Source organism: Bacillus tianshenii, assembly GCA_020524525.2.
Classification (GTDB): Bacteria; Bacillota; Bacilli; order Bacillales; family Bacillaceae_N; genus Bacillus_AV.
In genome coordinates this window covers 1292767-1313921 of record CP129018.1, presented here as the reverse complement: position 1 = coordinate 1313921, position 21155 = coordinate 1292767, and the positions used below count along the sequence as shown (strand labels likewise).

Genomic DNA, 21155 nt, shown 5'->3' with positions numbered 1-21155 from the left:
TTAGCAGGACGTGACTTCTCCCACTTACAATTTGAACTTCCTGTACCATTGTAAAACATATAGAGACATAAGTAAATAACAACTAAGTTATCAATTTATATAAGGTGCTCTTATGAAAGCTCTTTTATTCAAAAATTTAAGAAATGTATAAAATTTTGTTGAATTTCCATTCTATTTTAGAGGAGGTGACGACTGATGGCAAAACGAAAAGCAAACCACTTACGCCCTGGAATGAATGCTGCAAAGGCACAAGGACAAGGGGCAGGCTATAATGAAGAATTCGGTGAAGAACCATTAACAGAAGCACAAAAACAAAACAATAAAAAACGTAAAAAAAATCAGTAGAATCCAAAAGTAAAACCCGCCTTCAGAAGCGGGTTTTATTCATTCACTTGACGAACAATTTCTTGCAAGTCTTGTTGAAATTGCTGCAGCTGAGGCTGTTGATGTTCAGAAGCAGTCTCTAATGCATTGTTTATTTGCTCAAACGCTTCATTTACTTCTTGCTGTAAGTGCTTCAATTGCGTCCCGTAGTCAGCGCTTTCTTTCACAATGTTTGCATAAGCATCTTTTGCTTGTGTGGTCCCTTGCTGTGCTGCCTGAAATGCTTGCTGTTTATCTTTATTATATGGCATGTGTGTGCACTCCTTTTTCAAAAGCATATTGCTCATTGTATTATGCACAAAACCAACATTTTTCATACGTATCTTCACGATAAACAGGGCAACCTATCACTGAAGGAGGGATCATGATGGAACGAAATACAGGCAAAGATATCCGTAAGAACGCACCAAAGGGTGAAAACCCAGGTCAACCTGAACCATTAAGCGGTTCGAAAAAAGTAAAGAACCGTAATCATACACGCCAGAAGAAACATTCAGGGCACGATCTTTAATTCAAAACCGCACACATGCGTTCAATCAAGACCGACATTTCTGTTTGAGCAATTGTTCGAAAATCAATCATCACTTGCTCGTGTTTAATGCGGCACACAATACTCGGAGTTTGCTTTCGAAGTTCATCACTTAGTTCTTGGGCGTTCATGTCTTCATGTTGAATACAAACCGCCCATGTCGACAGATCAACTCCGGGCATTGTGCCGCCTCCTATTTGCGATAACTCTTCTTTCATTTCCGAAAACTTAAGCTTCTTACACGCTTGAATCGCTTCGATAAATTGGCCTGCTTTTTCATAAATTTCTTCTTTCGAAGCTAACAGATCACGAACAGCCGGGATTTCTTTTATTGCTTCTCCGCCAAGCACATACGGAAGAATAGTTGACTCCAGAGCTGCCAACGTCATTTTATCAACTCGCAGCACCCGTGCAAGCTGATGTTTCTTTAAACGGTCAATCAGTGATTTCTTTCCTGCAATAATCCCTGCCTGCGGTCCGCCAAGCAGCTTATCTCCACTGAACGAAACGAGGTCTACCCCTGCTTCTAACACATCCCGCACAAGCGGTTCTTCCCCTATTCCATGAACAGCATAATCATACAGCGCACCGCTTCCAAGGTCTTCATACAGCATAATATTTCGCTGTTTCGCTAACTCCACAAGCCGTTTCGTATCCACTTCTGCTGTAAAACCGATTGTTTTAAAATTACTCGTATGTACTTTCATCACCATCGCTGTCTCATCCGTAATAGCTCTTTCATAATCATACAGATGTGTTTTGTTTGTCGTTCCTACCTCTACAAGCTTTGCTCCGCTCTCTTCCATAATAGAAGAAACGCGAAACGAGCCGCCAATTTCGACAAGCTGACCGCGAGAAACAATCACTTCTTTTTCCTTTGCAAATGCCTTTAAAATTAAATAAACGGCTGCAGCGTTATTATTCACTACCATCGCACTCTCAGCACCTGTCGCTTCACACAGCAACTGTTCAATAACTGCGTGCCTTGAGCCGCGTTTGCCGCTCCTTAAGTCATACTCAAGGTTTGTATAATGTTCGGCTGTCTCCTTCACATGCTCAATGGCCCGCTCACTTAACCTTGCCCTTCCAAGGTTTGTATGCAGCACAGTTCCTGTCCCGTTAATGACATGCTTTAATTGATAAGAGCCCTTTTCTGCGGCCACTTCATGCAATTGGGCTAAGATGTCATTTGTAAAATCATCTACATTTCCTTCCCAAGTTTCTTCTAATAATGACGTGCGTAGCTCATTGATAATTTCTTTCATCCACTTCGTTAATTGCTGCTCATTCCATGCGCTCTTTTCTCGTAATTCGATAAAACGTAGGTCGTGTTGTAGTTCATGTACTGCAGGAATTTGCCGCACAAATTGCTTCATTCGTATACTGCCCCCTGCCTTATTTTTTTTGGATAAACATAACGAAAGCCCGGCAATACCGCCAGGCTGCTTTTTCTATTTCTTCATTTCTTCTATAACCCGAATCATTTCCTCAAAGTCAGGAAAGGTACCCGTTTCAAGCTTTGAATAGATTTCTTCACCATTTACGACTACTTCAAATGCACCGCCAGTGCCTGGAATTAACACTAACTCTGTGATATCTGCTCGAAAATGGTTAAACAATGTTTCCGCGAAACTCGCGGCTTTTGGTGCGTAGTTTCACCGCATACAAAACTCAATTGAGACTTGATACTTCATAAGCATCTTCCTCCTTGACTCATTATGTTTTATTATAAGCAATTTCCACTATTTTCGCAAAAATCCCTTGTTGCTCGAAATGGCTCTTTCCTTTGTATTATAATAAACAAAAAGGGGGTGGCTTAAATGAGCGAACACGAAAAGATTCGGTTAACAAGTCTCTCAACAAAAGCCGGCTGAGGCTGCAAATTAGGTCCTGAGGACTTGTCGCAAGTTTTGCGGCACTTACCAAAACAAGAACATGACAGTAATCTGCTCGTCGGTACAGATACATCAGATGATGCTGGCGTTTATCGCTTAACCGATGACATTGCTTTAATTCAGTCTGTCGATTATTTCACACCGATTGTAGATGATCCATATATGTTCGGTGCAATTGCGGCTGCCAATGCATTAAGTGATATTTACGCGATGGGCGGTACGCCAAAAACAGCCCTCAATATTGTTGGCTACCCTGTCAAAAAGCTCGGTGGGGAAATGCTGGCGCAAGTTCTTCAAGGTGCAGCTGAAAAAGTAAAAGAAGCAGGCGCTGTAACGGTAGGAGGCCACTCGATCGATGACCAAGAACCGAAATTCGGTCTTTCCGTTACAGGAATTGCCCACCCTAAGCGAATTTATCAAAATGTTGGTGCAAAGCCGGGTGATGTGCTTGTCCTTACAAAACCAATTGGTGTCGGGATTATCACAACAGGCATTAAGCGCGGGGTCGTGACCCCATCTCAAGAACAAGCGGTAACTGAAACGATGGCTGCTTTAAATAAAACAGCAAGTGAACTGCTTAAAGACTATACCGTTCATGCTGTAACAGATGTAACGGGGTTCGGTCTGCTCGGCCATGCCTATGAAATGGCAAGCGGAAGCGGGGTTCATTTTACGATAACGATGCGGGATATTCCGCTGCTTGATGGAACCCTTGAACTTGCTGAGCAAGGCGTGATTCCAGGTGGTTCAAAATCCAACCACCGCTGGCTGAACCGTGCTGTTACATATGATGAAAATGTTAGTGAAACAAAGCAGCTTATCCTTTGTGATGCGATTACATCAGGCGGCTTGCTTGTCGCAATGCCAAAAGAAGATGCCAAGCGCTACATTCAAGCATTATCAGCAAAAAGCAATCTCGCAGCAAATATCATTGGTGCAGTTTCAGAAAAGCAAGACACCGCCATTCACGTACAGTCTTAAAAACAAGAGGTTGACTAAGCGTCTATCACACGCTTAGTCAACCTCATTGCATTTATAAACGCTCTTTATATAATTGATAGTTTTCATCATCAAAACAAACAAAGAAAACCTCTTGAATGTCAAAGTACTCAGCAAGAAAGTTCTTCGTCGTCGTAATCGCAATTTCTGCTGCCTCTTCCTTTGGGTAGCCGTACACACCTGTACTGATATTTGGAAAGGCAATCGTGCGTAAAGTGTGCTTTCGTGCTAAGTGAAGTGAGTTTACATAACATTTTTCCAGTAAACTAGCTTCATTCTGCAACCCGTCTTTCCAAATTGGCCCTACAGTATGAATAACCATCTCAGCAGAAAGGTCTCCACCTGTTGTCAATACAGCTTCGCCTGTTGGACAGCCTCCAATTTCACGGCACGCTTCCATTATCGCAGGCCCTCCAGCGCGGTGAATGGCACCATCTACTCCTCCGCCGCCGGCTAAACGGCTGTTCGCTGCATTGACAATTGCATCAACTTCAAGCTGCGTAATATCACCTTTCACTAAACGAATTCGTTGTTCAACCCGAGCCACCTGCACACCTCCTTATGTTAGCTGCGTCTTCTTCGAGCCATCACTTAACCATTTCCGCTCTTCCCCAGCACGAACGGTATAGTTCCAAGCATCTAACAGCTCCAGTAATGGAATCAAGTATTTACGTGACACGCCGAGTGCGTCTTTGGCTTCTTTTAAGTTAAACGTTTCCCCTGTATTTTGCTGCAACGTCTTCACCATCTTTTGAAATGCTTCAGCATGGAGAAGCATTTTCTCTGTTAAAGCGTAGGCTTGCTTTGTATGAAGTAAATATTTTCGTAATTGTTCAGCTTCTTCAGCCGGGAGTGAAGCCTCTTTCGTGTACGTCTGCCAATCTTTCACCATTAATCCATCTGCACTCATACTTGAAACAGCTTGCTCCATTCGCTTCGCCCATTGCATCGGATACTTCGGTGTAAATGATCGTAACGAAAGGAACTGCCCATGCTGCTTAAGCACGTCTTCATCCTTAAGGTTATCAAGTACGATATGAACTAGCTGTTGTGGATAGGTATCCAAGGCTTGGGTCATCTCAGGCTTATTAAATCCAAGCGCAAGCGGCTGTTTTTCATGAAAACTTCGAAGCAAATGAACAACGTCTTCCTGGAGCTGTTCAATTGTTTCTGTTCTTGCAAATTTTCCTGTCTTTAACTCAACAACAGCTCCATTTGTTTTTCCACGACACAGAAGCGTTGACAAGTCTGCTTCATCAATTGAGGTGAGGGTCGATAGTTCACTCTTCGTCAGCCAATGATGTGTCATTAATACTTCTTTTACCCGCTCATCAGGTGTCCCTTCTCGTTTCTTCTGCAAATATTGCACAGTTTCTTCACCGAAGCGATATCGCTCTCCATTTGGGTCAACAATTGCCCCGCCTGCAATCGTCTCAACAGGTGTCGGCCTTCTTAAAATAAACCTGTCACCACGCCGAACGACTACTTTTTCATCAAGACGAAGTTGACAATAGATTTCTTCGCATTCTTTTTCTACAACATTCCGATCAAAGAAAACGAGTTTCCCCATCACTTCAGCCGTGCCGATATGAAGGTTAACCGGCGCACGCTGTTTGATAGGATACATTAATTCATCGACAAAACGCAGCACGACATCAATTGTATCTGTTACGGCAAAGCGCTCTGCTGAAACGAGGACATGTCCGCGCTGAATATCTTCTTTTGATGCGCCGCTTATGTTAATTGCGGCACGCTGTCCTGCCTGTGCTGTTTTCACCTCCTGCTTATGCACTTGAACTTGTCGTGCCTTCACTTGAAGGCGCTGCGGTAAGATTAACAGCTTATTTCCTTCTCTCACCAAGCCTTCATAGATTGTTCCTCTGACAATTGTGCCTTGGCCTTGGATTGTAAATACTTGATCAATCGGCAAGCGAAAATCCCCCGCTTCACTTCGATGTGTCAACTCTCCTAGGGCGGTGCGAATTTTTTCTTTTAACTCTGGAATGCCTTTATGCGATAAGCTGTCCACATAGACAATTTCCTTATCGGCAAATACTGTTCCTGCTAACTGTTCATTCACATCCAGTGTCACAAGCTCAAGCATTTCATCATCAACACGATCGATTTTTGTAATCACCACAATCGCGTTTTCAACACCGAGAAAGTTTAATATATCGATATGCTCCTTCGTTTGCGGCATAATCCCTTCATCTGCAGCAATGACAAGTAATACAGCATCAATCCCGGCAACTCCGGCAATCATTTGGCGAATAAACCGTTCATGCCCAGGGACATCAACAATCGAGACAGAAACGTCAGAGCCTAATTTCAACTCAGCAAACCCCGGTTCAATTGAAATACTCCGCTCTTTTTCCTCCTTTAAACTGTCGGTATCAATATTCGTTAAAGCCTTCGTTAATGCCGTTTTCCCATGGTCGATGTGTCCTGCCATTCCAATCGTAAAGGCTGGAATTCTCACATTTCCACCGCCTTTTCCTTAAATAAGTTGAATATAATTCCATCATACACCATTAGAGCTGTTAGGAAAAAGATTTATCAGAAAACTGTTCTTTTTTGCTAGAATGTAAGAATAAAGGAGGGAATATTGGTGAAGCCGATCATTCGTGGATTGCTCGTAGATAATGAGACAAGATGTCTACATTACCACAAAAAGACTGATATCATCGCGATTAAATTTCCATGCTGCAAGACGTATTATCCGTGCTTCTATTGTCACCAAGAGACAGCTGGCCACCCTGCACATGTTATTCCAAAGACCTCTTTTGATGAAAAATCGATTCTTTGCGGCAGCTGTAAGTACGAACTTACCGTAACGGAGTATTTACAATGCCGGTATCAATGCCCAAATTGCCAAGCAAAGTTTAACCCCAGCTGCAAAAACCATAACGATCTCTATTTTGAAATGAAGAAAGGAGAGTAGGCATGTTAGAACCTACTCTCCTTCTCATTACTTTATAGTTATAATATCCACAGCCATTGCAAGTGCTGCACCACCTGCGTGCATCACTTCTAATTCAATCACTTCATTCCGGCCATTAATTACATAATCCTTCACATTAGCGACTTCACGCATCGGCTCAAGCACCGGCGTTATGAAAACACCGTCATCTGTTTTCACTGCTCCATTATACAAGCCGCCTCGGCCGCCAATTCGCACTCTTACTGTCCGTTCTTCTCCTGTTACATTTTGAACAGGAATTTTTATCTTATAAATAATTCCGTAATGACCGCTGTTTTTTATGACCTTACTCGGATCACCACCAAGGGACTCAATTTCTGACAGTAAGTTGTCTGTTTTCCCATTTGAAATGCTGTAAGCAACCTCTTTTGTTCCTGCTTCATACACTGGCAGCTCTGTTTCAATTTCTGAAGCACGCCAAGTTCCACGCGGGTGAGGGTTTGCCCGATCAAGCTCAACTGGCTCCTTCTTAATCGTATGTAAATCATCTACCGAGCGGCTTAGAACCGTGCGGACAACATATTTCATTTCCCCGCTTCCATTTGCTTTCACGACGGTAAAATCATCAACAAATCCAAGCAAATAATCTTTTTCAATCCCAAAAGCTTGAATCACAGCTGTTTCGCCAGCTTTCACAACCGTATCCTTCATGTTAATGCTCGTTAACTTGTTGCTTAAGACACTTTCAGCTACAGGAAGCCCAACATCATAGTTCGACCAACCATTTGCACTTGTCCGGTTGACACCTTTCAATCCTTTTAATTCAAGGTCATTTGTCGTGGATAAATTTTCTATTGTAATTCCGACGTTGACCCTTTCACCTAATTTATTAATATGCCATCCGAATATACGATGATCCATTTCACTTTCTGTTGTCTTAACTTCATCATGCCAAAGTGTCACATCATCATGTGGAATGGTGCTTTCCTTTAAGATTTCAGGATTATCGCTTACCATCAGGCGACGGTCTCCAACAAGACGTGCATTAGGCACAGGGGAAGGTGTAATTATTTCGGCCTGCTCTTTTTCTAAAAAAGCCGTTTTAAACTTGGCACGATTTACGTAAAGGTGTGTTTCTTCGGTTTCTTTAATGTAATGGGCTGTACCTCCGAATGCTTCCGTAATTAATCGAATCGGCACCATTACGACTCCGTATTGTTCAATCGGAAAAGCAGTCAGGTGAATAAACTCTTCATCCATAAAAGCTATATTTTGTCCGACAAACAAATCCATGCTTGCTCCGTCAAATTGAATATGGATTTTTTCCTCTTCTTTTGTCCAATAGATCTCACTGTCAAGCGCATTTAATACCGACTCAAGCGTAATATAATTTCGCCCACCTTTAAAAATTGGTGGTGTTTGAAAAGAAAGCTGCTCCCCATTTAAATAAAACGAGGCTTCTGTCAGCTCGATTACTTGTTCTTTCGATAAACTGATTGTAATCGTACGATTCTTTCCATCAAAATCAACAATGCCGCCAAATGCTTCACCAACAAACCGAAGCGGCACCATTGTACGTTCTTTATACAGCTTAGCCGGAACGTCTAACAAAACCTCTTGTCCACTTGTAAAAGCAATTGGTGAATCAATCGCAAGCTGTACTGTTTCGTTTTTTCTTGTCGCATAAATCGTTTGTTCTTCTTTATTCCAATCAACAGTCGCGCCCATCGCTTCAAAAATTGCTCGCAACGGTACTAATGTACGTTGGTTTTCAATAATCGGCTCGACATCCTGAAAGTCTACTGTTTCCCCGTCCACTTTCACGATCATATCGTTCATCTCTTTTACTGTCTTTCTCTGTTCAACCACCTCTGTATTGGCTGAAACAGGTATAGCAGAAAAATGAACAGCGAGTAGTGCGGCGAATAGAGCTGAAAAGATGCTTTTACCCCTTCTCAATGTTGTTCCTCCTCTAGTTAACAAATATAACCATTTTACAACGATGATTATAACACCTATTAACAATTTAACCAATTTTAAAGTAATTATTTTGCTTCAATATTTAACGAAGTGAAACAACGATTGGTTGCATCTATTTCAAAAAATGACTATAATGTTTTAGGTGACAAAATATGATGGGGCTGGTTGGGTTGCTGGTGCACTCCGCGGTCTTCAAAACCGTCCTGGGAGGCGCGTGCCGTCTCCGGTGGGTTCGATTCCCACACAGTCCCGCCAACATACATAAAATATTGCCTCAGCCACTGCTCTCAATGCAGTGTTTTTTTATTTCTCCTGTTACATATAAAGTATCTATTGTATACTGAACATAAATTCGAACGTACGTTTTGTTAATTTAGGGGTGAACATAAGATGAATGAATGTCAGCAAAAGAATGTGCAGCCGTTTTTGAAATGGGCAGGCGGGAAGCGACAGCTTCTCCCGGTGCTTCGTGAGTATTTCCCAACACAATATGAAGATTATTATGAGCCGTTCGTCGGTGCAGGGGCTGTACTGTTTGATTTAATGCCAGAGAAGGCGTTTATAAATGATGTGAATGAACAGCTTGTAAACGTTTATGAAACGATTAAAGACAACGTTACCGAGCTAGTTGAACAGTTACGCTTTCATGCTGAGCACCATGAGAAAGAATACTACTATGAAATTCGGGCATGGGACCGCTCCGAAAAGATCACAAAGCTTTCGGACGTGGAGCGTGCTGCCAGGATTTTATATTTAAATAAAACATGCTTTAACGGCTTATACCGCGTTAATTCTAAGGGTCAGTTCAATGTCCCATTTGGAAAATACAAAAATCCAAATATTGTGAATGAAGACGTGTTACGCGCGGTTAGTACGTATTTAAATTCAATTCAGTTTAAAATAACAAATACAGATTTCGAAGAAGCGGTAACAAGTGCTAAACGCGGAGATTTCGTATATTTCGATCCACCGTATGACCCATTAAATGAAACCTCTTCATTCACAAGCTATGCGCAAGGCGGCTTTGGTAAAGAAGAACAAGTGCGACTCCGTGACTGCTTCGTCAAACTTGCAGAACGCGGCTGTACGGTGATGCTTTCAAATTCGTATACACCATTTATCCAAGAGCTGTATAAAGACTTCCACATTGAAACTGTGCAGGCATCACGAAGCATTAATTCAAAAGGAAGCGCACGCGGAAAAATACCAGAAGCCGTGGTGATCTTTGATGGCCAAAACGAAAAATGATACGGCGTGGGAGATTTTATTTGAGCGATACGACATTATCAATGCGATTAAGTGCGACGGTTTCTTTCGTATCAAAGCTGCTGATATCCGCAAGGAGCGCGAACCGCGCTTAATGTGTAAGTTCGATCATTATACAAACCTGCCAAATATCTTTAAGTTATATAAGCTTGGGATTCTTCCTTTATCCCGCTCTGAATATCTTATTGGGCCATTTCACTTGTTTGAAAGCGTTCGCTATCAGAACGTAGCACCAACACGTGTTTCAATGCCTGCTTATATCGAAACACTTCAACATGATGACTTATATTCAGAAAGTGCAGCACTTCACGCAGCACACGTAAGTGGAATGTTTCATGATTTACTTGGCTTAAAGACAAATGAACACCTGTTTCCAACGGTATCCGGTCGAATGGGTTCAAAGAGCTTTCAGTTTAACATGAAAACAAATGAATCTGGCACTCTGCCTATTTCAGTCCAAGGAGCACAAATTGAAGTTGACGGCGGCTATGAAAGCAAACAAGCCTTCATCCTCACAGAGGCGAAAAAAGAAAAAACAACAGACTTTAACATTCGGCAATTATTTTATCCTTATCGAGTGTGGCGAAGCCGTATAGACAAACCGATTCATCCGATTTTTTTTACTCATTCAAATGATATATTCAGCTTCTTTGTCTATTCATTTGATGATGAAAAACAATTTGATTCGCTCCGCTTAGTTCAAGAACATCACTATATGATCGATGCAGAGACAATTACTTTCGCTGAACTCACTGAGCTAGCTAAATCGATAACACCGCAGGCTGAGCCTGACAACGCTCCGTTTCCACAAGCTGATAAGTTCGAGCGTGTTGTTGATTTGCTTGGCTTATTATACAAACAGCCGCTTACAAAGGAAGAAATAACAGAGAATTATGATTTTACTCCAAGACAGACTGATTATTACACAAGCATCGGTCGTTATTTACGCTTAATTGATAAGCGACGAACGAATGATGGTATTTCATTCTCCCTCACTACGCACGGGCAAGCAATTATGAGCAAGCCATATAAGCAAAAATATATTACATTAATCCAAACGATATTTGAACAGCCTGTTTTTAACCGTGTTTTTTCTGAATGGGCTCCGTTGCAAAAGCTTCCAAAAGAACGTGTTGTCGAAATTATGAAAGAAGAACAAGTAGCGATTGGCTCCGAATCAACCTACTTTAGAAGAGCACAAACTGTTCTGAAATGGATGGAATGGATTGCAAACGTAACAAAACGGTAAAAAGGACAGGCATTTGCCTTGTCCTTTTTATCCGTCACTCATTTTTGTCCGTGTTGGATGAATCGCTTTTTCTAATTCTTCTTTTGCAATGACGTTGTTTCCAGTAACTGCTTCACTGTACGATTTGCCTTTTTGACTGCCATTATGATTTTCACGCTTCTTTTTGTTCGTCATTTCCTCGCCTCCTTACCGATAGCTTTACCTTGACTTGAAGACAAATTGCTTGGTAATCTTTTGATGCACTTGAAAGTGTTGTACTTTCCGTTTATGTTTCCGACATAACCTGTTAAAATAAAAGGACAGAAATGTTTTTGGGAAGAGTTAAGAGGTGATAGAGATGCTGTCAGGTTGGTTTATGTGGTTTATTTTATTTTGGGTCGTATTTCTTGCAGGGTCCCTTGCGATTGGCGGTTATTTTATGTTTCGCAAGTTTTTGAAACGTCTGCCAAAAGAAGACGGCAAATCCATCCTAGATTGGGAAGAGTATTATGTTGATAAAACAAGAGCGCTATGGCCAGAAGAGCAAAAGGCTTTCTTAGAAGAATTGGTGCAGCCTGTTCCGGAATTATTCCGAGATGTCGCGCGGCAAAAGATTGCCGGCAAAATTGGAGAATTAGCGCTTAAAGAAAAGGCAACAACGATTACTCAAGATTTAGTGATTCGTGGTTATATTATTGCCACACCAAAACGGGATCATAAATTTTTAATCAAAAGGCTTGAAGAGAAGCACGTTGATCTTACTCCATACAAAGCATTATTTTAATAGAGCAAAAAACCTCGTCATCCCGATTAATGGGTTTTGACGAGGTTTTTTTCGTTTGTTTGTTCCGCATGAAGCTGCTTTTCCATTTTACGATAACTAATATACATCGCTGCCCGCCATGGCACAATCATCCCGAATGCGAGCAGAAAGAACATTCCGCTTGTTTCTCCAAATGGAATATAATGTCCAAGTATTGTTTTTAAGATTATCCGAAAAATGAGCAAACCAAATAAAATAAACATAAATGCTTTTGAGCGTTTTAAATAAATTTGACCCTCTTTTATTTCAAACTTCGATGTTTTGATTAGTACAATGGAAAAGAGCGCACCCACACTCAATGCCTCTAACACTTGAGAAAGCGTTACTTGAAACATTGGAACGAAAAACATTAACGCTCCTGTACTCATAAAAACAGGTGGTAAAATAATCTTCTTAACCGTGGCTGGTTTCTTTGCTGCTTTCATACGGATAAAAATCGCAAGTGTCGCCATCACAATGGCTAGGATTGAACTTAAAACAATATACATCATCATCAACTCTTTTCTTACAAATATGATGATTGTGTACTCAAAGTATAACGTTTTTTAACGGTTTTTTCATCTTTTTCTTGTAAAAAACACAAAAAAGAAAACCATTTAAGACCACTTTCGTCCTTAAATGGCTTTATCTCATTTATAGCAACACACGCTCAATGGCGTCGAGCACTCTTGTTTCATCAAATGGCTTTACAATGAAATCTTTCGCGCCTGATTCAATCGCTTCAACTACAAGCTTCTGCTGCCCCATCGCTGAACACATCACAACGACCGCGTCGCTGTCATACCCTTTGATTTCTTTTACGGCACTAATCCCATCCATTATAGGCATGGTAATATCCAATGTAACGACATCCGGTTGAAGCTGTTTATAAAGCTCAACCGCTTCTTCTCCATTTTCTGCCTGCCCAATCACAACATGCCCGCCTTTATCCAGAATATTAGATAAAGTCAGCCGAATAAATTTCGCATCATCAACTACAAGAATTTTCGCCATTTATTATCCCCCTTATGTCAAGTCCCCGCTTGCATTCCCATCTTACTATATAAACTTTTCTAATTTATTATCATAATAAAAAATACTTATTACCTTAAGTATAATAGTAACATAGTCGCCCAACTTTGGATAGCAATGTCTCTTTTTGTAGAGCAAAAAGAAAAGCCGACAACTTGTCGACTTTTCAAATCGATTAGACATCTTCTGCAATTGAAAGGATGATGGTCATCGTGACACCAACTACCGTTAAATAAACACCTAAGTCAAACAGCATCGCTGTCGCCACTTCAACATCACCAAGCAACGGTACATGATGAAGATGTGCAAATGTATGACTTAAAAACGGCACACCAAACAAAAAAGAGCCCATAGCAGTCGCAACAGCCACCGTTAACCCTACAGGAATAAAGGTACGAAAGCTTACCTTAATTACTCGTTTCATCGTTCCAAAGCCATATGTAAGGTACATAAGAACAAGCGCTCCTGATGTCATTAAGCCGCCGATAAATCCGCCGCCAGGAGCGTTATGCCCTGCTAAAAACAAATAAAATGAAAACGCAAGGATGACAAAAGCGATCATCGTTGTCGTTGTTCTTAAAATTAAATCATTCGTCCTCATAACCTCTCCCCTTCCAAACATCATTTGTGTCATTATCATTATAATATAGAATGAGCTCTGTTCCCACTAAAACCCGGTAAATCCACCGAAAAGGTTTATAAAATAAGAAGAAATCTTCGTCATCCAATCAAAAAATAAGAAAACACCCATTACAATCATTAAATATCCGCCAATTTGAATGATTTTATGATTATGACGCTTAATCCATTGCATCTTTCCAATAAAGAAAGACATGATGAAAAATGGAATCGCAAAGCCAAGTGTGTAAGCGAGCATGTATAGAAGTCCTGAACCTGGATTTGATAAGCTCATCGCAAGCACCGCAGCTAGAATCGGCCCCGTACATGGTGTCCAACCTGCAGCAAACGCTAACCCAATTACAAGTGAACCGAGGTAACCTGAAGGTCGATTTTTGAACGTAATTTTACGGTCTTTCATTAAAAATTCCGGCTTAAAAACACCGATAACAATAAAGCCGAAGAAAATAATCAAGATAGCGCCTACTTGGCGGATTAAGTCATCATAGCGTGTAAAAAGCTGCCCAAAATAGCTTGTTGACATCCCTAATGCTAAAAAGATAATCGAAAAGCCAAGCAAGAAAAACATCGTGTGCAGCATTGTCCGCCTTTGCAGCATGGCGTTTTCTTTTTGTAATTCTGAAACGCTTACCCCTGTAATATAGGATAAAAATGCTGGATACAAAGGAAGACAGCACGGCGATATAAAGGAAAGAAACCCAGCCCCTAAGGCTAGGAAGAGATTAACCTCAGTCATTACATCAGCTCCAGCTGTACTAAAATAATAAACCCCATCTAATTCTAACAAAGTATCTAAAAAGAGATCGAAACATTTTTTTTGACGATTTTGTGTCAGCGGATGTTACTTTCCTTAAACTCCTGTACAAGCTCCTCGCTTTGTCCTTGCTGCATTAAATACATATGATAGTACTGATTTTTCTTTTGCAATAGCTGTTCATGTGTGCCTCTTTCAATGATCTCACCCCGATGCAGAACAATAATTTCATCAGCATCCTGAATGGTTGATAACCGGTGCGCGATCGCAATCGTCGTCCGCCCTTTTCGCATCCTTTTTAATGCTGCTTGTATTTTTTCCTCTGTCTCTGTATCAATATTCGCTGTTGCTTCATCCAATACTAAGATTTTTGGCTTTCTCACCATCGTTCTTGCAAATGAAATCAACTGGCGCTGACCGCTGGAGAAAGTGCTTCCACCTTCATTAACCTCATACTCATATCCATTCGGAAGCTTCTCAATCATGTCATGAATTTGTACAAACTCCGCTGCTTCCTTAACATCTTTCCGCTCAAAATCATGACTGTACATTTTAATATTATCTTCAATCGTCCCCGCAAATAAAAAGGCATCCTGTAAGACGAGACCGACTTGGTCACGGTAGGATTTCTCATTTAAGCTTTGAAGCGGGACGCCATCAATTAAAATCTCTCCTCTAGAGCCAGGGTAAAAATTCATAAGCAAATTGATAATCGAACTTTTCCCACTGCCTGTATGCCCGACAATCGCCACGGTTTGAGAAGGTTTGGCGGTAAATGAGATGTTTTTCAACACATCTGTCTTGCCGTCATAGGAGAAGCTTACATTCCGAAACTCAATTTCTCCATCTGTAATCGTCTGCTTACCAGCTTGAAAAGAAGGTGCATAATCGTCCTCATCTAACAATTGAAAAACACGCGTGCCTGCTACGAGTGCCTGCTGTAAGATTGACAACCGCATCATCATTTGGTTAACAGGCTCAAAGAAACGCTCTAAATAATTAATAAATGCGTATAGGACACCAATTTCCACAGCTGATTCAAACGATTGAAATCCAAAAAACGAAAGCACTAACATAATGGCGAGCAAATATAAAAGGTCAACTGCAGGCCTTAACAGCAGCCCGTCCAGCTTAATACCTTTCATTCCTGCTTCATAATGAGCATCATTAATCGCCGCAAACTCATCGCGCAGACGCTTTTCTTGGTGGAAAATTTGAACCATTGACATCCCTTGAAGCGACTCACTCATCTTCGCATTTAATTGACTTAATCGCTCCCGAAGCGTATAGAAGTAAACAGAGCTTAACCGCCTGTATGTCGCCATCAATCCGTATAATAACGGCAGCAACAATATTGTAAATAATGCTAAACGAGCATTTAATAAAAACATCGCTACAAAAATCCCACTAAGAAAAACAATATTTTTCATAAACGTAGATAATACACTGACAAATAACTCTTTAATCGCCTCCGTATCATTTGTAATACGAGAGACAAGTGCGCCTGTCGGTGTCTGGTCAAAATAACGTAGTCCAAGCTTATGAACGTGTTTAAACACATCTTCACGCAAGGCATGAATTACCTTAAGGGCAGTCGTTTGAAAAATATACAGCTGGAAATAATCAGCAAAAACGCTAATCACATGTGTCACTAAATAGGCAGTCGCTAACCATACTAACGGTTGAAAAGGAAACGTATTTGGTGTTAAATATTCATCAATGAATACTTTTACGAAATAAGGTCCTGCCAGCTGTCCTGCGGTTGTGACTAGCAACAAGAAGAACGCTCCGATAATTTGCTTTTTATAAGGCTTGCTGTATGAAAGTAGCCGCTTTAAGCTGTTCCATTGCTCTTTTGATTGAAATTTACTCATCATTTTGGCCTCCACGCTCAACAAGGGTTTCCATTTGTTGACGCAAGAATGTTTCACGATACCAGCCATCTTCATTCATCAAGTCATCATGAACGCCACGCTGAATGACTCGCCCTTCATCTAAGACAAGAATGACATCTGCATGACGAACAGCACTTAAGCGGTGTGCTGTAATAATGGTTGTTTTCATGCTTCGTTTTTCTTTTAATTGCGCTAAAATAGCTGCCTCTGTCTTCCCATCAACTGCAGAAAGTGAGTCATCTAAAATCAAAATCTCCGGGTCTACTAATAAAGCACGTGCAATAGAAAGCCGTTGCTTCTGACCACCTGAAAGCGTAACCCCCCGCTCACCAACTACTGTTTCATAACCTTCTGCAAACTGTGTAATGTCCTCGTGCACTTGTGCTGTTTTCGCTGCCTCGATAATTTCTTCATAACTAGCCATAGGTCTTCCAAATGCTATATTATCAGCAACAGTTGTAGAAAAAAGAAAATGGTCTTGGGGTACATATCCAAATGCCTGTCTTAAGGCTGTTAATTTATAACTCGTAATCGGGTGTTCATCAAGAAGGATTTTTCCCTTATTTACCTCATGTTCACGAATAAGCAATTTCAAGAGTGTCGACTTACCGCTGCCTGTCTTCCCGACGATCCCTAGCGTTTCACCGCGTTTTAAGCTAAATGAAACATGAGCCAAGACTGGAGGAAGCTCGTTTGCTTCTGAATAATGAAATTCATCAACTTGGAATTGAATGTCTCCCTTTGGCGGCGTATTCACTTCTGCCTTATCATCTGTAATGAGCGGCTTTTCAGCTAATAGCTTGCGCACCCTGTCATAGGAAGCGCGACCGCGTTCAACAATATTAAATAACCAACCAAACGCAAGCATCGGCCAGATTAATAATCCAAGATAGGTCGTAAACGACACTAAGTCTCCAACCGTCATGTCACCTGCAGTCACAAACCGGGCACCAAAAGCAATGGCGAGGAAAAATGAAAGACCAACAATAAATGAGATCGTCGGATTAAACAGTGAATCAATTTTTGCAACACGTATATTTTTCTCAACAACATCATCTGATTGCGCAATAAACTTCTCAGCATCCTGCTCTTGCTGTGCCAATGTCTTTAATACTTTAATACCACTCATACTTTCCTGAACCTTATTATTTAATGATGAAAAAGCTGCTTGAGCACCGTGAAAGTGCTTATGAAGAAGCCTGCCATACCAACTCGTCATGAATGCCATTAATGGCATCGGCAATAAGCTAATCAGAGTCAACTTCCAACTGATTGTGCTTCCCATTGCAATTAATACAAAGCCGCCTGTCATAAGTGAATCAACAAACGTTAACACTCCAGCTCCTGCGGTTGCTTGAATCGCCTGTAAATCGTTGGTCGCATGTGCCATTAAATCCCCTGTACGTCTTTTCTCATAAAAGGAAGGCGACATAGAGGTAAAATGCTTATACAAATCATTACGCAGCTGCCGGGCAAGCTTTACTGATGAACCGAAAATAAAAATTCGCCATATATAACGCACAACATAGACGGATACCCCAACAGCAAACAGTATACCAATCCATGTTAGTAAGATCTCTTTCGTTAACGTCCCTTGTTCTAGATGATCAACTATTGTGCCGATAACTTTTGGTGGAATTAATTCTAGAAAAGCTACGACGGCTAGCAGAGCGATGCCAATTCCGTATGCTCGTCTTTCTTGCTTAAAAAACCACCATAATTCTTTAAACACACGCATTTACGTTTCCCCTTCAAAAAGACATAATATTTCGAATGCTACTATTATAGTGGCATATTTCTCAGATTTGCAAATATTTCATATCATCACAATTCAGTACGTGAAATTTTAATACTTGAATAATAACAAAGACACTCAAAACTTGAGTGCCTGTCCAACTTACTTTTTCTTTTTATTATTCGTTTGCAATTTATTCATGGAGTTCATCATTTGATTAATTTTCTTCTGAGATGGCTTTTGACCCATCTGCATCATCATCACACGAAGCATTTGTTCATTAATTGGTGGATTCTTCTGCAAATAATTCTCCATATACTTTCGTGCTGCAAAAAAGCCGATTGCAACACCTGCTAATAGTGCTATAACGCCGACCAAAATAGTAGTCCACATACCAAAAACTTTCCTCCTTCATGTTGTCTACACTCAAGTGTACTAAAAGGTTTAATAAGATACAATATTTTTAGTTATTTTTATTGTTTTAGACAAAATTTCGCTGTTTTATCGGATTTAACCAACCATATCGATTTGTCTCAAAATCCATCGCCAAAAAAGATGTATACATCTTACGCAAGATTTCAAAATAAATCGTTTCTGCTTCATACCCTCCACGCGCACTTAAAGTCATAAAGGAGGGGAACACAGATAGCTGGGCCTCAGATATGCCGGTACGTGACTTTATATGTAAAGAATGGACTTGTCCATCGCTTGTATAGCCACTGTAACGCTTTAACTCTTTCTGAAGCTGAAACTGAATCGCCGCTGTTGGAATTGGAAGGGTGATGTATTGGACTTGCCGTTCAATAATATTGCTTTGTTCCATCGTTGTCTGTTCATACTCCAAAAAAAGACGATAAAGCAATGATTCCTTCCCGAAATACTCCTCTGCGACATCATCTCTTAATAAATACATGGAATAGTGCCTCATCTGCTCTCCCCCTAAATTCTTCATATCAGTAAGTATAACCAAACAATCAAAAAATGATTGTCTTTTACTGGAGCAATGAGACACTAGTTTTGTCGAAGAAAAACCCCTTATGATTGATTTACTCATAAGGGGTGAAATTCTTGCTTAATTTTGTAGCAATGCTTTTAGGTTCGCTTTTACGTTTTCAACTGTAAAACCGTATTCTTCAATAATCTTCTCACCTGGTGCAGATGCCCCAAAGCGGTCGATACCAAGAACTGAACCTTCATCACCAACATAACGATCCCAGCCTAGAGAAGCACCCATTTCAATTGCAAGACGTTTTTTCACGCTTTTCGGAAGAACAGATTCCTTATATTCTTTCGATTGCGCTTCAAAACGATCCCAAGAAGGCATGCTGACAACTGCAACATTAATTCCTTCTTCTTTCAAGCTTGCTTGTGCTTCAACAGCTAAGCTCACTTCAGAACCTGTCGCAAGAAGCATAGCATCAGGTGTTCCGTCTGCTTCTGATACTACATATGCCCCGCGCTGTACACCTTCTTCTGCATGTTCAGCAGTTGAAGCAAGTGTCGGTAGACCTTGACGTGTCAAAACAAGCGCTGTCGGCTTATCTGTCGATTGAAGCGCTGCCTTCCATGCTGCCACTGTTTCATTTCCATCTGCTGGGCGGATAACAGAAAGATTAGGCATTGCACGAAGAGATGCAAGCTGTTCTACTGGCTCATGAGTCGGACCATCTTCACCAACTGCAATACTGTCATGCGTAAATACATATGTTACCGGCAAATGCTGCAACGCTGACAAACGAAGTGCTGGGCGCAAGTAATCGCTGAATACGAAGAATGTTGCCCCGTATACATGCAAGCCACCATGTAATGCCATACCGTTAAGTGCAGCTCCCATTGCGAATTCACGCACACCAAACCAGATGTTACGGCCGCTGTAATCAGCAGGTGTAAAATCACCTTGGTCCTTCATCATTGTTTTATTAGAGCTTGCAAGGTCAGCAGAACCGCCGAAAAAGCTAGGAACTGTTTTTGCAAGTGCATTAATTGCTTCTCCTGATGCCGCACGAGATGCAGGCTTATCTTCACCAGCACGATATGTTGGCAACTCGCGATCCCAGTTTTCAGGAAGCTTTCCTTCAATTGCATCTTCTAGTTCTTTCGCTAATTCAGGATATACTTCTTTGTAATCTTTAAATTGTTGATTCCATGCTTCTTCCGTTTCTTCTCCACCAATTGCTTCATTAAAGTGTGTATATACTTCTTCCGGTACGTAGAAGTCTTCTTCAAATGTCCATTTATATGCTTCTTTCGTTTTCTTAAGCTCATCAGTACCTAATGGTGCACCGTGTGAAGCAGACTTACCGGCTTTTGTTGGAGAACCAAAGCCAATAACCGTTTTCACTTCAATAAGTGTCGGACGGTTCGTATCTGCTTTTGCTTCTTCAATCGCTTTATCGATCGCTTCTAAATCATTGCCATCTTCTACACGGATAACTTGCCAGCCGTATGCTTTGTAACGGTCTTCCACACTTTCAGAGAAAGAGCGATTTAAATCACCATCTAGTGAAATATCATTTGAATCATATAATACAATTAAACGACCTAGCTGAAGGTGTGCAGCGAGTGATGCCGCTTCCGCAGAAACACCTTCCATCAAATCGCCGTCACCGCAGATGCTGTATGTATAGTGGTCGATGATATTGTGGTTGTCTTTGTTATATTTACCTGCGAGATGACGCTCTGCCATTGCCATACCGACAGACATAGCTACACCTTGTCCAAGTGGACCAGTTGTTGCTTCAACACCAGGTGTATATCCGAACTCAGGGTGACCAGGTGTGCGGCTTCCCCATTGACGGAAATTCTTCAAATCATCCATTTTTACATCATAGCCTGATAAATGTAGCAGACTGTATAGAAGCATTGAACCATGACCAGCTGATAATACGAAACGATCACGGTTAAACCAATTTGGATTCTTTGGGTTATGCTTCATAAACTTCGTCCAAAGTTTATATGCCATTGGCGCGGCACCCATCGGCATTCCTGGGTGGCCAGAATTTGCTTTTTCGATTGCATCAATTGCAAGTGTACGAATAGTACTAATTGATAGGTTTTCAATAGAGTGAGACATGTATTTCTTCCTTCCTTAGTAAGA

General features: G+C 41.1%; 23 protein-coding genes and 1 tRNA gene. 8 read left to right on the top strand and 16 right to left on the bottom strand.

The window, feature by feature from the left end:
• The first annotated feature begins 195 nt into the window (after positions 1–195).
• Entirely contained in the window at positions 196–345 is a 150-nt protein-coding gene (gene sspO, locus LC040_06625) for a small acid-soluble spore protein O (GenBank protein WLR52563.1), read from the top strand.
• Between the two features lie 35 nt (positions 346–380).
• On the opposite strand, the gene LC040_06620 is transcribed toward sspO, so the two are convergent.
• Positions 381–635, bottom strand: a complete 255-nt coding sequence (locus tag LC040_06620) for a hypothetical protein (protein WLR52562.1) — start codon at positions 633–635, stop codon at positions 381–383.
• Positions 636–748: 113 nt separating this feature from the next.
• On the opposite strand from LC040_06620, the gene LC040_06615 reads away from it, so the two are divergent.
• On the top strand, positions 749–895 hold the full coding sequence (locus LC040_06615; protein ID WLR52561.1) for a small acid-soluble spore protein P: 147 nt from the start codon (positions 749–751) through the stop codon (positions 893–895).
• On the opposite strand, the gene selA is transcribed toward LC040_06615, so the two are convergent.
• Together selA and LC040_06605 are read right to left on the bottom strand one after the other, a co-directional pair.
• Entirely contained in the window at positions 892–2289 is a 1398-nt protein-coding gene (gene selA / locus LC040_06610) for an L-seryl-tRNA(Sec) selenium transferase (GenBank protein ID WLR52560.1), read from the bottom strand. The genes LC040_06615 and selA overlap by 4 nt on opposite strands.
• A 75-nt stretch (positions 2290–2364) precedes the next feature.
• Positions 2365–2532 (bottom strand): Rdx family protein, encoded by a 168-nt coding sequence (locus tag LC040_06605; GenBank protein ID WLR52559.1) that lies wholly within the window; start codon positions 2530–2532, stop codon positions 2365–2367.
• A 201-nt stretch (positions 2533–2733) separates the two neighbouring features.
• Between LC040_06605 and selD the strand changes: the two genes are divergently transcribed.
• On the top strand, positions 2734–3789 hold the full coding sequence (gene selD / locus LC040_06600) for a selenide, water dikinase SelD (protein WLR52558.1): 1056 nt from the start codon (positions 2734–2736) through the stop codon (positions 3787–3789).
• A gap of 52 nt (positions 3790–3841) precedes the next feature.
• Here the strand turns inward: selD and LC040_06595 are convergent, their stop codons facing one another.
• Both LC040_06595 and selB read right to left on the bottom strand, forming a co-directional pair.
• A complete protein-coding gene (locus LC040_06595; protein WLR52557.1) occupies positions 3842–4354 on the bottom strand; it encodes an O-acetyl-ADP-ribose deacetylase in 513 nt (170 codons plus the stop codon).
• Positions 4355–4366: 12 nt separating this feature from the next.
• Positions 4367–6259, bottom strand: coding sequence for a selenocysteine-specific translation elongation factor (gene selB, locus LC040_06590; protein ID WLR53217.1), 1893 nt, complete (start codon positions 6257–6259; stop codon positions 4367–4369).
• Between the two features lie 153 nt (positions 6260–6412).
• Here selB and LC040_06585 point away from each other — a divergent pair, with 153 nt between their 5' ends.
• Entirely contained in the window at positions 6413–6748 is a 336-nt protein-coding gene (locus LC040_06585; protein WLR52556.1) for a CHY zinc finger protein, read from the top strand.
• Between the two features lie 27 nt (positions 6749–6775).
• Here the strand turns inward: LC040_06585 and LC040_06580 are convergent, their stop codons facing one another.
• Positions 6776–8686, bottom strand: a complete 1911-nt coding sequence (locus tag LC040_06580; GenBank protein WLR52555.1) for a copper amine oxidase N-terminal domain-containing protein — start codon at positions 8684–8686, stop codon at positions 6776–6778.
• 178 nt (positions 8687–8864) lie between these two features.
• On the opposite strand from LC040_06580, the gene LC040_06575 reads away from it, so the two are divergent.
• The 3 genes from LC040_06575 (at position 8865) to LC040_06565 (ending at position 11222) form a co-directional block, all read left to right on the top strand.
• Positions 8865–8962 (top strand) — tRNA-Sec (locus tag LC040_06575).
• A 135-nt stretch (positions 8963–9097) separates the two neighbouring features.
• Positions 9098–9955 (top strand): DNA adenine methylase, encoded by an 858-nt coding sequence (locus LC040_06570; protein WLR52554.1) that lies wholly within the window; start codon positions 9098–9100, stop codon positions 9953–9955.
• Complete coding sequence (locus tag LC040_06565; protein ID WLR52553.1) at positions 9936–11222, top strand: translation elongation factor; 1287 nt, start codon at positions 9936–9938, stop codon at positions 11220–11222. Before LC040_06570 ends, LC040_06565 begins: the two co-directional genes overlap by 20 nt.
• 27 nt (positions 11223–11249) lie before the next feature.
• On the opposite strand, the gene LC040_06560 is transcribed toward LC040_06565, so the two are convergent.
• A complete protein-coding gene (locus LC040_06560; GenBank protein ID WLR52552.1) occupies positions 11250–11396 on the bottom strand; it encodes a hypothetical protein in 147 nt (48 codons plus the stop codon).
• A gap of 163 nt (positions 11397–11559) precedes the next feature.
• Here LC040_06560 and LC040_06555 point away from each other — a divergent pair, with 163 nt between their 5' ends.
• Positions 11560–11985: a DUF2621 domain-containing protein gene (locus tag LC040_06555; protein ID WLR52551.1), complete on the top strand. Its 426-nt coding sequence runs from the start codon at positions 11560–11562 to the stop codon at positions 11983–11985.
• 26 nt (positions 11986–12011) lie between these two features.
• Here LC040_06555 and LC040_06550 read toward each other — a convergent pair whose 3' ends face one another.
• From LC040_06550 to tkt, 9 genes are all read right to left on the bottom strand, one after another.
• Entirely contained in the window at positions 12012–12512 is a 501-nt protein-coding gene (locus LC040_06550; GenBank protein ID WLR53216.1) for a cytochrome c biogenesis protein CcdC, read from the bottom strand.
• A gap of 145 nt (positions 12513–12657) precedes the next feature.
• Positions 12658–13017 carry a response regulator gene (locus tag LC040_06545; GenBank protein ID WLR52550.1) on the bottom strand — a complete coding sequence of 120 codons (360 nt, stop codon included), beginning with the start codon at positions 13015–13017 and terminating at the stop codon, positions 12658–12660.
• A 193-nt stretch (positions 13018–13210) separates the two neighbouring features.
• Complete coding sequence (locus tag LC040_06540; protein ID WLR52549.1) at positions 13211–13636, bottom strand: Na(+)/H(+) antiporter subunit B; 426 nt, start codon at positions 13634–13636, stop codon at positions 13211–13213.
• Positions 13637–13702: 66 nt separating this feature from the next.
• Positions 13703–14410 carry a cytochrome c biogenesis protein CcdA gene (locus LC040_06535; GenBank protein WLR52548.1) on the bottom strand — a complete coding sequence of 236 codons (708 nt, stop codon included), beginning with the start codon at positions 14408–14410 and terminating at the stop codon, positions 13703–13705.
• Positions 14411–14505: 95 nt separating this feature from the next.
• Positions 14506–16302: an ABC transporter transmembrane domain-containing protein gene (locus tag LC040_06530; protein ID WLR53215.1), complete on the bottom strand. Its 1797-nt coding sequence runs from the start codon at positions 16300–16302 to the stop codon at positions 14506–14508.
• Positions 16295–18061 (bottom strand): ABC transporter transmembrane domain-containing protein, encoded by a 1767-nt coding sequence (locus LC040_06525; protein WLR52547.1) that lies wholly within the window; start codon positions 18059–18061, stop codon positions 16295–16297. Before LC040_06525 ends, LC040_06530 begins: the two co-directional genes overlap by 8 nt.
• A 159-nt stretch (positions 18062–18220) precedes the next feature.
• Entirely contained in the window at positions 18221–18451 is a 231-nt protein-coding gene (locus LC040_06520) for a YneF family protein (protein WLR52546.1), read from the bottom strand.
• Between the two features lie 88 nt (positions 18452–18539).
• Positions 18540–18986, bottom strand: a complete 447-nt coding sequence (gene sirA / locus LC040_06515; protein WLR52545.1) for a sporulation inhibitor of replication protein SirA — start codon at positions 18984–18986, stop codon at positions 18540–18542.
• 144 nt (positions 18987–19130) lie between these two features.
• Positions 19131–21131 (bottom strand): transketolase, encoded by a 2001-nt coding sequence (gene tkt, locus LC040_06510; GenBank protein ID WLR52544.1) that lies wholly within the window; start codon positions 21129–21131, stop codon positions 19131–19133.
• Positions 21132–21155: the final 24 nt, after the last annotated feature.

Coding starts and splice junctions, on each gene's coding strand:
- LC040_06560 (WLR52552.1), bottom strand. CDS start 11,396: ATGACGAACAAAAAGAAGCGTGAAAATCATAATGGCAGTCAAAAAGGC.
- LC040_06620 (WLR52562.1), bottom strand. CDS start 635: ATGCCATATAATAAAGATAAACAGCAAGCATTTCAGGCAGCACAGCAA.
- selA (WLR52560.1), bottom strand. CDS start 2,289: ATGAAGCAATTTGTGCGGCAAATTCCTGCAGTACATGAACTACAACAC.
- LC040_06555 (WLR52551.1), top strand. CDS start 11,560: ATGCTGTCAGGTTGGTTTATGTGGTTTATTTTATTTTGGGTCGTATTT.
- LC040_06615 (WLR52561.1), top strand. CDS start 749: ATGATGGAACGAAATACAGGCAAAGATATCCGTAAGAACGCACCAAAG.
- LC040_06525 (WLR52547.1), bottom strand. CDS start 18,061: ATGCGTGTGTTTAAAGAATTATGGTGGTTTTTTAAGCAAGAAAGACGA.
- tkt (WLR52544.1), bottom strand. CDS start 21,131: ATGTCTCACTCTATTGAAAACCTATCAATTAGTACTATTCGTACACTT.
- LC040_06520 (WLR52546.1), bottom strand. CDS start 18,451: ATGTGGACTACTATTTTGGTCGGCGTTATAGCACTATTAGCAGGTGTT.
- sspO (WLR52563.1), top strand. CDS start 196: ATGGCAAAACGAAAAGCAAACCACTTACGCCCTGGAATGAATGCTGCA.
- LC040_06530 (WLR53215.1), bottom strand. CDS start 16,302: ATGAGTAAATTTCAATCAAAAGAGCAATGGAACAGCTTAAAGCGGCTA.
- LC040_06565 (WLR52553.1), top strand. CDS start 9,936: ATGGCCAAAACGAAAAATGATACGGCGTGGGAGATTTTATTTGAGCGA.
- LC040_06535 (WLR52548.1), bottom strand. CDS start 14,410: ATGACTGAGGTTAATCTCTTCCTAGCCTTAGGGGCTGGGTTTCTTTCC.
- LC040_06550 (WLR53216.1), bottom strand. CDS start 12,512: ATGTATATTGTTTTAAGTTCAATCCTAGCCATTGTGATGGCGACACTT.
- LC040_06570 (WLR52554.1), top strand. CDS start 9,098: ATGAATGAATGTCAGCAAAAGAATGTGCAGCCGTTTTTGAAATGGGCA.
- selB (WLR53217.1), bottom strand. CDS start 6,259: ATGGCAGGACACATCGACCATGGGAAAACGGCATTAACGAAGGCTTTA.
- LC040_06545 (WLR52550.1), bottom strand. CDS start 13,017: ATGGCGAAAATTCTTGTAGTTGATGATGCGAAATTTATTCGGCTGACT.
- sirA (WLR52545.1), bottom strand. CDS start 18,986: ATGAGGCACTATTCCATGTATTTATTAAGAGATGATGTCGCAGAGGAG.
- LC040_06540 (WLR52549.1), bottom strand. CDS start 13,636: ATGAGGACGAATGATTTAATTTTAAGAACAACGACAACGATGATCGCT.